Origin of the sequence: Phormidesmis priestleyi BC1401, from assembly GCF_001650195.1 — a bacterium.
Taxonomy (GTDB): Bacteria; Cyanobacteriota; Cyanobacteriia; order Leptolyngbyales; family Leptolyngbyaceae; genus Phormidesmis_A; species Phormidesmis_A priestleyi_B.
Window position 1 is genome coordinate 1 of record NZ_LXYR01000009.1, and the last position, 12730, is coordinate 12730.

Consider the following 12730-nt stretch of genomic DNA (forward strand, 5'->3'; position numbering starts at 1 on the left):
ATCCCGGTGATTCGACAATTCATCTTAAAAAATGGCTCGGAACCCTCTTCAGACCTGCAACTCACATGACTCTATGTCTGTCAATGCGTAAGTCCTACGATAGATCTTTTGACGCTAAAACTAAACAATCACCTGGGATACTATCCCCAGCAGTCAACACTACGATGTCACCCGGAACCACGTCCTCGTTGGGGATTTCTTGAGATTGACCGTCTCTCAACACGGTGGCTTTTACCTGCACTAATGCCAGGAGTTTTGCGACCGCATCAGTAGCGCCTCGCTCTTGCCAGAAGCCGAGAAGTCCACTGATGAGCACGATCGTCAAAATAATGACGGTATCAATGACATCTCCCAGGAAGCCAGAGAGAATCGCCGCCGCCATTAAAATCAAAATAATCGGACTTTTAAACTGGTTGAGCAGCAGAACGAGTGGGTTTGACGATCGTGTCTGCTTCAGACTGTTTGCCCCATATTCGCTAAGACGCTGCTGCGCCTCTTGGCGGCTCAAGCCCTGAACGCGACTTTTGAGGCGATCTAACACCTGCTCGATCGGCAGATTCCAAAATGAGGAAAGGGGTTCAGGCATAGGTTCAGATCTGGCAACAAGTGTGATTAGACTCTGAGAAGGATCGTCTGATAAGACTAGCTGAAAGAGCGACTTGAGGTAGATTTATCAGCTACAGCTAGCGATTTGCAATTGGGACGAACATACCTAAAGACATAGATTTGGTACCAGATTAAGAATGAGCAGAGATTCGGACTCTCTAACCCAAAGTATGACATGGCACCGATCGTGATCGTGTATAAAGAGATGTTTGATTTGTATAACTTGGCATGAAACGTGTTAAATCTTCTCACGCAAGAACTCGCATAAACCTGACATCGTAAGACAGAGTTACACACACGTTCTGACACGAGAGCCATATAATTGGTTATTCAAGTCAATCATCAAGCGCGATCGATATTTGAGATCAAAGCAACTTTTCAGTTCAGCCTTTTTAACAACTCAAAGAAAATTATTATGTTAGATATCGATGAAATGAGTTCAAACGAAATTCAAGAACTCTTGCAGAAAGTCGGACGTGGGCATCTAGGCTGCATTCATGAAGGGAAGCCTTATGTGATGCCCATGCAATATTATCTCAAAGATTCAGACCTCTATATCTTTACGACTGAAGGAATGAAGTCTCATGATATGGATGCCAACCCAGAGGTCTGTTTGCAGGTAGAAGAGGTTCGTGATTTGGGGCATTGGCGCAGCGTCGTGGTGATGGGTCAAGCCAAGCGCCTGACTGAGCAGCCAGACATCGATCGGGTGATGCCGTTGATTAAGGCAAAAAATCCAACGCTGTCGCCTGCGATTAACCGCACCTGGATCGATGCTGAGGGTCGGGCTGAAGTGATTGAAATTTATCGCATTCACCCCACCGAGATGACCGGACGGATGACGGATGGAGTCAGCAGTCGGTAATTAGTCAAAAAAGAGGCGTTGCTAAATTGATTTGTGAAGCATGGATTTTGCCCTCACCCTAACCCTCTCCCCAAGGAGAGGGTTAGGGTGAGGGCATTTCATATTTGCATTCAGCAACGCCAAGAAAGATTCCTTGCGAAGTGATACCATCTGTCCGTGGAGCGATATTTCTGTCTGACATCCACTAACGTGAAGATACGTCTCAAGCTAGAGATACAAGAATTTGCATGAACTCTAAATCTTCTGAATTATCTCATGACGTTTCAGAAGTGATTTCTGAAGACACCTTAGACCGATCGGATGCCCAGTTTCCCATCGTGGGCATCGGTGCATCGGCAGGTGGCTTAGAAGCCTTTACACAGTTGCTCAGTCATCTGCCCACCGATACCGGAATGGCATTTGTGCTGATTCAGCATTTAGCCCCTAACCACAAGAGTCTGCTCACCGAGCTGCTGGCAAAAACCACCTCAATGCCAGTCAGTGAAGTGCAAGACGGCACGATCGTAGAACCTAATCAGGTTTACGTCATTCCGCCCAACACCAAGATGACGCTGGTAGACGGGGCGCTGCGCCTGGTGCCGCGCGAAAAAGTTAGGGGCACCTATTTGCCTGTTGACGCTTTTTTTGTCTCACTGTCGCTAGATCGAGGGCACAAAGCGATCGCGGTCGTTTTAACGGGTGGCGATGGTGATGGGTCAGTGGGCATTGAGGCGATCAAGGCGGCAGGCGGCGTGACGTTTGCTCAATCTGGGGAAACGTCACAAGACGAGAGTATGCCGAGTAATGCTGTGGCAACGGGTCACGTAGACTTTGTGATGACTCCCGACGCGATCGCCGCAGAACTCGCCCAAATCAGTCGCCACCCGTTTGTGTCTGCCCCGCCTCAAGCCGTGGTCTCTAATCCAGACAGCGAGAGCGCCCTGTCTACTCTTTTTGCGCTGCTGCGATCGAGCGTAGGCGTTGACTTTACTCACTACAAGCCCAAGACGCTCGATCGCCGCATTCAGCGACGCATGTTGGTGCATAAGCTAGAACGGTTGGAGGATTACGTCGAATATCTGCAAAACAATCCGGCTGAAGTCGAGGCGCTCTATAAAGAAATTCTGATTCATGTGACTCGCTTTTTTCGTGACCCTGAAGCCTTTGAGGCACTGAAGGCACAGGTGTTTCCGGTGATCGCGCGAAGTATAGCCGACTCCCCGATTCGGATTTGGATACCCGGATGTTCGACGGGTGAAGAAGTGTATTCGATCGCCATCTGTCTATTAGAGTTTCTACAGGATGCAGAAATCACGCCTCAGATTCAGATCTTTGCAACAGACTTGAGCCAGGTGGCGATCGACACGGCGCGATCGGGCATCTATAGCGAGAATCAGATGGTCGATGTTTCACCAGAGCGGCGCAGCAGTTTCTTCTTTGAGGTTGAGGGCGGCTATCAAATCAACAAGTTTGTGCGCGAGCGGTGCATCTTTGCCAGACAAGATTTAAGCCGTGACCCGCCGTTTTCTCATCTCGATTTGATTAGCTGTCGCAATGTGCTGATCTATCTGGGAGAGACGCTGCAAAGGCAGGTGATTCCCGTCTTTCACCACGGGCTTAAGACCGATGGCTTTTTGCTGTTGGGCACGTCAGAAAGTATTGGGTCGTCTTCTGACTTGTTTAGTTTAGAAAATAAGAAGTGCAAAATTTATTCTAAAAAGCTAACCGCAACTCGCCCAAGCTTTTCATTTGTCACAAACAACTATCCGGTTGCAAAAGAGAATGGTCGTCCGAAAATGAGTGATGAGGTTCCTCCCTTTGATTTGCTGAAAGAGGCGGATCGGATTGTTTTAGAGCGATTTTCTCCGATCGCAGTTCTGATCGATTCCAAGCTAGATGTTTTGCAGATTCGGGGAGAAACCAGTCTCTACCTCAGATTCGCACCTGGAAAAGCCAGCCTAAATTTGCTCAAAATGGCACGAGCCGAGCTGCAAGTCGGGCTGCAAACTGCTGTTCATCAAGCCAAGCAGCAGAATGCTCCAGTCAGAAAAGACGGGTTGCGCATCGAGTCGGGTGAATCCTCTAGAATCGTCAACCTTGAAGTGATTCCGTTTAAAGCGCCGACGACCGACGCACTCTATTTTCTAGTTTTGTTTGAAGACGTTGCGCCCGCGATCGAGTCTTCTCAAGTCAACCCTCAACGCTCGCAGGGAGACTTGACGGAAGAGGTGAGGCAGCTTCGGCAAGAGCTTGAGATCGCGAATCAAGAACGAATTATCGCTCAAGACTATTTGCAAGCCATTGTTCATGAGCATGAGAACGTCAATCAAGACCTCAGCATTGCCAATGAAGAGATCTTGTCGAGCAATGAAGAGTTGCAGAGCACGAATGAGGAGCTTGAAACCGCGAAAGAAGAGATTCAGGCGACGAATGAAGAACTCAACACAACCAATGAAGAACTTCGCAGCCGCAATCTCGCCCTCTATCAGGTCAACAACGATCTGACAAACTTGCTGTCTGGAATTAATATTCCGATCGTCATGCTAGAAAGTGATCTGCGAATCCGGCGCTTTACCCCGATGGCACAGAGCATGTTTAATCTGATTGCCACCGATATCGGGCGACCATTTGACGACATTCGATGTAACCTCAATATTCCCAACTTAAAGCAATTGATTGTAGAGGTGATTGATACTCTCAACATCCAAGAGTTTGAAGTGCAAGACTATGATCAACATTGGTATAACCTGCGGATTCGCCCTTATCGCACGATCGAAAATAAAATTGACGGTGCAGTGTTGATCTTGGTGGATATTAACGACCTCAAACGCAGTGCCAAGACGCTAGAAACTGCCCGGAACGTCGCTGAAACTGCTAACCGATCGAAAGATGACTTCTTATCGACCGTCTCGCACGAACTCCGCAACCCGTTAACTGCCATCCTGGGTTATGCTCAAATTCTTCAGTCACGTAAATTTGATGAGCCGCAAACCACTCGCTACTTGCAGGTTATCGAACGAAGTGCAAAAGCACAATCTCAACTGATTGAAGATCTCCTAGACACCGCACGAATTACGAGCGGAAAGATTCGGTTAAACACTCGATCGATCAATCTCAGTTTAGTGGTAGATGTGGCGATCGCCACGGCACAGCTATCCGCCGACGAAAAGAACATTCAAATCACGTCGCGATTGACTCCGGTAACGGTGATGGGAGATGTCGATCGCTTAAATCAAATCCTCTGGAATCTGCTTGCAAATGCCATCAAGTTTACACCTTCAGAGGGGCGAGTTGAAGTCACTCTCGACGCAGTAGACACCCATGCTCAAACTCGAGTCATCGACACAGGGCGCGGTATTCGTGCAGACTTGCTGCCCCACGTTTTTGATCGGTTTCGACAAGGAGATGATGGCACCCACACCCCTCAAGGACTTGGATTGGGGCTAGCGATCGTTCATCATCTCGTCGAGCTTCATGGGGGCACCGTTTGGGCAGAGAGCCTAGGTGAGGGGCAGGGAACCACGATGATTGTTAGCCTGCCGCTACAGCAAATTCCTTAAGTAGATAGACTCGTCATCGTCTAGAAGGTGATGTCATTTCGATTCTTGAATGCGACCGATGATCGGTGATGGCACGATCGGACGAAACGTTCCACCGAAACGTCTCTACAGCGTCGGGTGAATTCACCATCTGCACTTCATTTGCTAGAAATACAAACTGACGAATTCGCCCTCGCCCTAGCCCTCTCCCGCAGGAGAGGGAACAAGATTTCTAGCTCTCCTCTCCTGTGGGAGAGGGGTTGGGGGTGAGGGTGATATTCAGCAACGCCCGAAGCTAACCCTCACCAAGAGCGGACAAACTCACGAACTGCCCGACGAAGTTCTTGAGCGCGCGCGTCACCTGGAAGCGCGATCGGGTCAGCCGAAAACACATAATAAACGTCTCCGCCATCGGTCACGTCAAACGTGGCGTAGCAGTCTTTTGCCCATTCGTCGAGATGACGACGCGCGATCGCAGGTTCTAATCTCGTAGCGGTGGCAAAATCGAGGAGAGAAACCCGCCCTCGATTGCTCTGCAAAAGCTGAAAAAACCGTTCTCGAAGCGCGTGACGATGAGCTTTAGAACTGCCGTAAAGCAGAAACCCTCCGATCGCAGACGGTGCCAAGCCAAAGACCACCGTTGGCACCCACAGAGCCACCATTGCCCACCCCGTCGGGTGCCATGCCGCCATGCCAATCAGTAGCCCGATCGTCACCGTGCCGCCCCCGCACAAAAACAAACTACCTACCAGTTTTCCTGCAACGCTCAAGAAGCGATTCATCCGTATTCTCCGCCTTGCTCAAAGACTTTCACTCCAGAGGAGCTATCCTCAGACTAGCTCGTTTTTTAGGGTTTAGGAGTGGCGCGATCGGTCGTGCTAACCGCCCGTTCATGCCCCAAAAGTTAGATAGCTGAAAATCGCTCCATAGGGTAAGTTTTAGGGGCTAGGCTGATAGCAAGTCCCTCAATTAACGCCCTACGTGTCTTTCTATGTTTTCACGCATCGTCCAAACTAGCTCTCGACAAGGTGAGATCGTCGAAGTCGTGCTTCGCAACGGCTGGGATTATATGAAACGGCTGTTGACGGGTGGCAAAGTTGACGAACCAAAACTGCCGCCCCCCGCCGTTTTGCGAAACATCTTGGTAGAGCTTGGACCCGTCTATGTCAAACTTGGGCAACTTCTCAGCACCCGCCCCGACCTGCTGCCCGCTGAATATATCGATACGTTATCCACTCTGCAAGCTGAGGTGCCTCCGGTTGATTGGCTAGAAGTCGAGATTGTGATTCGGCAACAGTTGCGGCAATCGCTCGAAGAAACTTTTGCCTCGGTCAATTATCAGCCCGTCGCCGCAGGGTCGATCGCTCAAACTCACCGTGCCACTCTCAAAGATGGGCGAGACGTAGCGCTAAAAGTCCAGCGTCCGGGGTTAGAAATCGTCATTGAGCAAGACATCGCCCTGATTCGCCTGATTGCAAAACTCGTTGCCCAAACCGACTTTGGACAGTACTACGATATTGTCGCGATCGCTGAAGAATTTACCCAAGCGCTGCGAGCCGAACTCGACTTTACGCAAGAGGCGCACAACACTGATCTGCTGCGCCGCAACCTGCAAGAGTCTCGCTGGATCGAACCTGGTCGCCTCACGGTGCCAGAGATCAATTGGGATCTCACCACCGAAAAACTGCTGGTGATGGAATGGCTCGACGGCGTACCGCTTTTAGCGGCTTCGTTTGCAAATCCAGCCTTTGATGGCGATGCCGATCGTGAACGTGAAGAAGTCTCGACGCTGTTGCTCAAAGCGTTTTTTCAGCAAATCTGTCTTGATGGATTTTTTCACGCCGATCCGCATCCCGGCAATTTGTTCTATCTCCGAGATGGGCGAATTGCGCTGTTTGACTGTGGCATGGTCGGGCGACTTGACCCACGCACTCAGCAGATTTTGCTGGAATTGATTTTGTCGATCGTCAATCTCGATGCCCAGCGCTGCACTCAGTTAGTGCTGCAACTCGCTCCCCCCACTCAACCGATCAATCGCCTCAAGCTCGAAACCGAATTTGATCAACTGCTGCGTCGCTACTATAGTCTCAACATCTCGCAGGTCAACTTCAGTAAGCTGGTTTATGAAGTCTTGCAGGTGGCACGGAGTAACAAAATTCGCATTCCTGGAAATTTGGGACTGTGTGCAAAAGCGATCGCCAACTTAGAAGGCATTGCCCGTACTCTTGATCCTGAGTTCAACATCCCGAATAAGATTCGCCCGATGATGACAGAAGTGTTTCAACGTCAGATTGTCGGAGAAGCCCCGCTAGCAGCGCTGCTGAGAGCCGCACTAGATGTCAAAAACCTGTCGTTGCAGTCACCGCGTCAGGTAGAGATGTTGCTCGATCGCGTCACCTCAGAAACCTTGCAGTGGAATGTGTCAGTCAGAGAACTCGACCCCGTTCGTCGCGCTCTAGATACGTCTGCAAACCGCCTATCGTTTAGCGTCGTGGTCGGGTCGCTAATCATTGGAGCGGCAATTATTTCTGCCAATACTCAGTCGAATCAAGTCTATTGGATCAGCGATGTATTGTTTGCAGTTGCGAGCTTCTTAGGGCTGTGGTTGATTTGGGGAATTATCCGATCGGGGCAGTTGAAGTAAGGGGATATTAAATTTCTTGCAAAAGTCCAAAGATGCCCTCATCCCCCAGCCCTTCTTCCAAGCCTGGGAGAAGGGGAGCCAGATTTCAAAGTCCCTCTCCCAAGCTTGGGAGAGGGATTTAGGGTGAGAGCAGGAACTTTTGCAAGTCTATTATCTACACAGAAGCCTCTTGACCGAAATCTAGAGGCTTTGCGATGGGGGTTACTGGACTTGAACCAGTGACATCTTGCTTGTCGAGCAAGCGCTCTACCACTGAGCTAAACCCCCGCTTTTAGCGCTAATCTGATCGCAGAGACATCTTCTAACTGCCTACGCGAGCATAGCACAAGGTTTGCGATCGATGCAAACCCCCGCTTTTCTGCGCATCTGAAGAATGATTAAAGTTCATTACGAACCCCTTAGGCAACTCTAAAGTCTGTGATAACTTCAAGAGAGTGAACCAACCGCGCAGCATTTAGGAGAGGAGAACACTTTGGAATCTCGTTTACACCAAACCCCCAACCCTGCCCTTCGGGAAGACTTCAGCGAATATGTCGCCCATCTTCAACTTCACATGGCGCTGCAAGCTCGCAACCTGATGCCCAGGCTTACCAACACTGCTGGTAGCCGCGAACAGTTGTTGCACCAAACTCAAGCCACTGTCGAGAAACTGGTGTCTCGTCAAAGCTTCTAAGCAAATTAACGTTGAGAAATGGGCAGCAGATGCGCCTCAATCGTCTGCTGCCCATTTCTTTTAAAGCGAATTCGATCGACCACTTCACCCCGAAGCTGATTAGAATTGTGAAAGCTTAACTATTAGCAACATTTCAACTTTTGGGGAGCCAGTCGAGAGCATTATGGAAGCCGAGATCATTAAAGAACGCATTAAACTCATCGAAGGAAAACGCGAGTCATTACTTCGTTTGTTAGAACAGCCCGATTTAGGAACTCTACGCATTGATGTCAATCAGGCGCTAGAGGAGATGGACGACCTGCTTGACGAGTTTAAGCGCACCTTTCCTGTCGAGAACTGACAAAGCAGAATTTTGTAGGGGCAACTTTGTCCCTATGATTCTTCGCTCGATCGGAGTTGCCAATAAACCAATATCAGCGTTGCTGCCAGTAAAACCGTTGCCGCTGCTGCCGCATAGCCAAAATCAAACTGAGCAAACGCTTGCTCATAGACATAGTAGACCAGCAGATTAGTCGAGTTAAACGGTCCACCGCCCGTAATTACATAGACTTGCTCAAAGCTGCGGAGCGTAAAAATCGCCGTGGTGACTGCCGCAAATACGAGCGTCGGACGCAGCCCCGGCACGGTGACGTATCGAAATTTCTGCCATGCGCCTGCCCCGTCTAATTCGGCTGCTTCATAGCGACTCATCGGAATGGTTTGCAATCCTGCTAGAAAGACCACGAGGTTAAATCCTATCTGCTTCCAGACGCTCAACAAAATTAAGACAGGCATCGCCCATGTGGGATCTTGTAGCCACGCGATCGGAGCAATCCCGATCGCACCGAGCCAGTCGTTGACCACTCCATCGGTTTGAAACAGCCAGCGCCACCCTAACCCTACCGCCACGAGCGACGTGATCGATGGAATAAAGTAAGCGGCGCGCAGAAATCCTCGTAACGCAAAGGATCGATCGAGCAAGACCGCCAACCCTAATGGAATGACCAGACTGGGGATCACGGTGGCGATCGTAAAATAAGCCGTGTTGCCCAAGACTTGCCAAAAATCAGGGTTGACCAGCAATCGCCAATAGTTTCGCAACCCCACCCAGTGCACCCCGGCTCTGGTAAAGCTGCCCGTTGTGAAGCTGAGATAGCCCAGATAGGCGATCGGAAACAGCACAAACACGCCGAGCAAAATGAGCGCTGGAGACAGAAAGATCCAGGCGGCGATCGTCTCATTATCCAAAGTGCGAGACAGAACGCTATCGGTTTTTTGCTCACGAAGATCAGAGGTCATAGAGCAGAGTTTTGCTTGTGTAGGGTGGAGCCATTTTATCGAAGGCGGCTAACTTTTGATGAGAGCGGCAATACTCGCTGTTATTATGATTGAGTTTTACATAGATCGTGATGAGCAGTAGTCTGGCACTCAGCGATAGCCCCAGTTTGATTTCCCCCCGCCTGGGTCAAGTTGCGCTTGATCGCCTCCCCGTTAAATTGGGGGTGATGTCATCAGGAAGCGGCAGCAACTTTGAAGCGATCGCGCAAGCTATTTCCGACCAACGACTTAACGCTCAGATTGAAGTGCTGGTTTACAACAATCCAGGGGCAGCGGTCAACGATCGGGCGACTCGGTGGGGCATTCCGTCTATGCTGGTTGATCATCGAGCGTTTGGCAGTCGAGAGGAATTAGATCGGGCGATCGTCCAGATCCTGCAAACGGCTGAGGTGGATTGGGTGATCATGGCGGGTTGGATGCGAATTGTGACTCCGGTGTTGATTCACGCCTTTGACCAGCGAATTTTGAATATTCACCCCAGTTTGCTGCCTAGTTTTAAAGGCAATCGAGCGATCGAGCAAGCGTTAGAAGCGAAAGTGAAGATTGCGGGATGCACGGTTCATATCGTCGTGCCCGAAGTCGATAGCGGCGAGATTATCATGCAGGCAGCAGTTCCGGTGTTTCCTGATGACACCGTTGAAACCCTGCAAAATCGGATTCATATTCAAGAGCATCTGGTTTATCCTCAAGCGATCGGGCTTGCCGCTCAACACTCTCGAAAACAAGTGCCTCAAACTGCTTCTGAGATGACTGTGTAGCAGGGTATTGACGAATACATTTGTGCAGTTGTTTGCGGTTGATGGGTTAGGGGTGGCAGGTTCTCAGGTATCTGCCTTTAGGAAGAGGTTCCTCTCAATAAACTGCGGCACTATATAACCAGATTGAGAAGCTCATCGTCTAACACAAAGGCAGTCCAAACCGGGTAGGGGCTGCTTTTTTATTGGAATTTTTGATTCAGCAGGGTGAGATGCATAGCTGTAGCCAACTGGATTAGGACATTGCTGCACGTAAAATACCTGCCGCCTAAACAAGGGGCTTAAGCCCCTTGTTCTAACCTGACGAGCGATCGTTAGAGGGCAACGCTAGGGATTGCATAGGCTTTAAACTGTTCAAACTTGCCTGATTCATAGACAATCAAGCGATAGTTCTAAACATTTTCGGCAATGGACATCGAAATCGCGCAGTTGATTGTAAACGGCATCTCACTCGGCAGCATTATCGCCCTGTCAGCCGTAGGCTTAAGCCTGACTTATGGGATCTTGCGGCTGTCTAATTTTGCCCACGGTGATTTCATGACGCTGGGCGCTTATTTGACGCTGTTTCTCAACACGGTGACTAATCTTCCAATTTGGGTGTCGATCGCTCTCTCATCTGCCCTCACTGTCGGAGTCACTTTGCTGATTGAGACGCTATTGTGGGCACCGATGCGTGTTAAACGAGCCACCTCAACGACGTTGATTATTATGTCGATCGGGCTGGCTCTGTTCATTCGCAATGGCATTATTTTAGTTTGGGGCGGCAGTAACCAGCGCTATGATTTAGCGGTTGCTGAGGCATTGACGTTTGCGGGTGTGAAAATTCCTCTCTACAATCTTGTTGTGGTTGGGTTAGCAATCGTCGCGATTGCCGCTCTGCATTATCTTCTGCAATACACCAAAGTGGGTAAAGCCATGCGAGCAGTGGCAGACGATATTGATTTGGCGAGAGTCACGGGCATCAACGTCGATCGAGTGGTGATCTGGACGTGGGTGATTGCAGGAAGTCTGACGGCACTCGGCGGCAGTATGTTGGGCTTGGTCGAAGCCGTGAGACCCAATATGGGCTGGTTCTTGATTTTGCCTCTGTTTGCCTCAGTGATTTTGGGCGGAATTGGCAACCCTTATGGAGCGATCGCTGGGGCATTGGTGATTGGGGTCGCTCAAGAACTCAGCACTTATTGGCTGCGATCGGAATATAAATTAGCGGTTGCACTTCTGATTATGGTGCTCGTTTTATTAGTGCGTCCGCAGGGATTATTTAAAGGAACGATGTAAGTCTATGTCACTAGAATGAGAAAAAGCGTCTGAAATTATGGCACTGTAAAAAGGGTGTGCTAAATTACAAATTCTCTTCACAAAGTATGCAGACCACAGAAAAAAAAGTTACTCAACCTGCAACGCTAGAACGTTTTGCTTACGCAGCCGTTGAGAAACACTTTAAGAAATCGATTAAACATGAGTCAGACGTTCTTGACGACCAAGATCCAGAATCGCTGCATCAGATGCGAGTGGGGTTGCGTCGGTTAAGAACTGCAATAGACGTTTTTGACTTTGCCCTGGAGTTACCGAAGTCTGTGAGCGATCGCGCGATCAGCAAAATCGCTCACTCGCTGGGTGCAGTCAGAGATCTTGACGTGCTCACCGCAGAACTCAAGACTCAGCAGGCAAACTTGCCTCCATTAGAGCAAGACTCATTAAAAAAGCTGCTCAAAACGATGAACAAAGAGCGCAAACGAGACTTCGCTAAACTGAAGCGAACGCTTAAGAGTTCTAAATATGATGCCCTTAAAGACGCGTTTAACGAGTGGTTAGAAACGCCTCGATTTGCCGCGATCGCGCAACTGCCGATCCAAGAAGTGTTGCCCGATCTATTGCTACCGTTAATCAGTAAGACATTACTGCATCCTGCCTGGTTGGTGAGCGCGACGTTTGAGAAGGGTCAGGCGATCGTGCATCCCATCCACCCAGAAACGTTGGATGACTTTATCCAACAGCACAGCCCTACTCTGCATGATCTCCGCAAGCAGATGAAGCGAGTGCGCTATCAAACAGAGCTGTTTGTTGACCTCTATGACTCAGCCTACGCCGCACAAGTTGAGGAATTTAAAACCCTTCAGGAAGTATTGGGGCAGATTCAAGACAGTGCGCTGCTTCAAAGCTATCTAGGATCGCAGATCAAGGAATCCGTTCACGACGAGTATCCTACTCTGTCAAAACAGCTTGACCAAAACGTTGCCGATGCGCTGCAAACGTGGCAGACCTTACAGCAGCGCTATTTAGACCCAGAATTTCGGACGCGATTACGGATGCTGTGCAGTTCTCCAGCGAGTGATCCCGTCTAGCGATCGA

Annotated in this window: 11 protein-coding genes and 1 tRNA gene; 8 read left to right on the forward strand and 4 right to left on the reverse strand. The window is 49.7% G+C overall.

What is annotated here, in order from left to right:
• Positions 1-94: 94 nt before the first annotated feature.
• On the reverse strand, positions 95-586 hold the full coding sequence (locus tag A8707_RS06905; protein ID WP_068816076.1) for a cation-transporting P-type ATPase: 492 nt from the start codon (positions 584-586) through the stop codon (positions 95-97).
• Between the two features lie 435 nt (positions 587-1021).
• On the opposite strand from A8707_RS06905, the gene A8707_RS06910 reads away from it, so the two are divergent.
• Together A8707_RS06910 and A8707_RS06915 are read left to right on the forward strand one after the other, a co-directional pair.
• Positions 1022-1471 (forward strand): pyridoxamine 5'-phosphate oxidase family protein, encoded by a 450-nt coding sequence (locus tag A8707_RS06910; RefSeq protein ID WP_068816175.1) that lies wholly within the window; start codon positions 1022-1024, stop codon positions 1469-1471.
• A gap of 227 nt (positions 1472-1698) precedes the next feature.
• A complete protein-coding gene (locus A8707_RS06915; RefSeq protein ID WP_068816077.1) occupies positions 1699-5010 on the forward strand; it encodes a chemotaxis protein CheB in 3312 nt (1103 codons plus the stop codon).
• 281 nt (positions 5011-5291) lie between these two features.
• Here the strand turns inward: A8707_RS06915 and A8707_RS06920 are convergent, their stop codons facing one another.
• Entirely contained in the window at positions 5292-5771 is a 480-nt protein-coding gene (locus A8707_RS06920; RefSeq protein WP_068816078.1) for a hypothetical protein, read from the reverse strand.
• A gap of 209 nt (positions 5772-5980) precedes the next feature.
• Between A8707_RS06920 and A8707_RS06925 the strand changes: the two genes are divergently transcribed.
• The gene (locus tag A8707_RS06925) at positions 5981-7633 is read left to right on the forward strand and encodes an ABC1 kinase family protein (protein WP_068816079.1); all 1653 of its coding nucleotides are present in this window, start codon (positions 5981-5983) and stop codon (positions 7631-7633) included.
• 195 nt (positions 7634-7828) lie between these two features.
• On the opposite strand, the gene A8707_RS06930 is transcribed toward A8707_RS06925, so the two are convergent.
• Positions 7829-7900 (reverse strand) — tRNA-Val (locus tag A8707_RS06930).
• Positions 7901-8105: 205 nt separating this feature from the next.
• On the opposite strand from A8707_RS06930, the gene A8707_RS06935 reads away from it, so the two are divergent.
• Together A8707_RS06935 and A8707_RS28970 are read left to right on the forward strand one after the other, a co-directional pair.
• Positions 8106-8306, forward strand: coding sequence for a hypothetical protein (locus A8707_RS06935; protein ID WP_068816080.1), 201 nt, complete (start codon positions 8106-8108; stop codon positions 8304-8306).
• A gap of 163 nt (positions 8307-8469) precedes the next feature.
• Positions 8470-8646: a hypothetical protein gene (locus tag A8707_RS28970; RefSeq protein WP_197484666.1), complete on the forward strand. Its 177-nt coding sequence runs from the start codon at positions 8470-8472 to the stop codon at positions 8644-8646.
• Between the two features lie 32 nt (positions 8647-8678).
• Here A8707_RS28970 and A8707_RS06940 read toward each other — a convergent pair whose 3' ends face one another.
• Positions 8679-9584: a carbohydrate ABC transporter permease gene (locus A8707_RS06940; protein ID WP_068816081.1), complete on the reverse strand. Its 906-nt coding sequence runs from the start codon at positions 9582-9584 to the stop codon at positions 8679-8681.
• A 110-nt stretch (positions 9585-9694) separates the two neighbouring features.
• On the opposite strand from A8707_RS06940, the gene purN reads away from it, so the two are divergent.
• From purN to A8707_RS06955, 3 genes are all read left to right on the forward strand, one after another.
• Positions 9695-10381, forward strand: coding sequence for a phosphoribosylglycinamide formyltransferase (gene purN, locus A8707_RS06945; RefSeq protein ID WP_068816082.1), 687 nt, complete (start codon positions 9695-9697; stop codon positions 10379-10381).
• 405 nt (positions 10382-10786) lie between these two features.
• Positions 10787-11656, forward strand: a complete 870-nt coding sequence (locus tag A8707_RS06950) for a branched-chain amino acid ABC transporter permease (RefSeq protein WP_068816083.1) — start codon at positions 10787-10789, stop codon at positions 11654-11656.
• An 86-nt stretch (positions 11657-11742) separates the two neighbouring features.
• On the forward strand, positions 11743-12723 hold the full coding sequence (locus A8707_RS06955; protein ID WP_068816084.1) for a CHAD domain-containing protein: 981 nt from the start codon (positions 11743-11745) through the stop codon (positions 12721-12723).
• The last annotated feature ends 7 nt before the right edge of the window (positions 12724-12730 follow it).

What these genes read in the sequence shown, in the direction of transcription:
- A8707_RS06925 (WP_068816079.1), top strand. Translation starts at nt 5,981, where the DNA reads ATGTTTTCACGCATCGTCCAAACTAGCTCTCGACAAGGTGAGATCGTC.
- A8707_RS28970 (WP_197484666.1), top strand. Translation starts at nt 8,470, where the DNA reads ATGGAAGCCGAGATCATTAAAGAACGCATTAAACTCATCGAAGGAAAA.
- A8707_RS06920 (WP_068816078.1), bottom strand. Translation starts at nt 5,771, where the DNA reads ATGAATCGCTTCTTGAGCGTTGCAGGAAAACTGGTAGGTAGTTTGTTT.
- A8707_RS06910 (WP_068816175.1), top strand. Translation starts at nt 1,022, where the DNA reads ATGTTAGATATCGATGAAATGAGTTCAAACGAAATTCAAGAACTCTTG.
- A8707_RS06915 (WP_068816077.1), top strand. Translation starts at nt 1,699, where the DNA reads ATGAACTCTAAATCTTCTGAATTATCTCATGACGTTTCAGAAGTGATT.
- A8707_RS06955 (WP_068816084.1), top strand. Translation starts at nt 11,743, where the DNA reads ATGCAGACCACAGAAAAAAAAGTTACTCAACCTGCAACGCTAGAACGT.
- purN (WP_068816082.1), top strand. Translation starts at nt 9,695, where the DNA reads ATGAGCAGTAGTCTGGCACTCAGCGATAGCCCCAGTTTGATTTCCCCC.
- A8707_RS06905 (WP_068816076.1), bottom strand. Translation starts at nt 586, where the DNA reads ATGCCTGAACCCCTTTCCTCATTTTGGAATCTGCCGATCGAGCAGGTG.
- A8707_RS06950 (WP_068816083.1), top strand. Translation starts at nt 10,787, where the DNA reads ATGGACATCGAAATCGCGCAGTTGATTGTAAACGGCATCTCACTCGGC.
- A8707_RS06940 (WP_068816081.1), bottom strand. Translation starts at nt 9,584, where the DNA reads ATGACCTCTGATCTTCGTGAGCAAAAAACCGATAGCGTTCTGTCTCGC.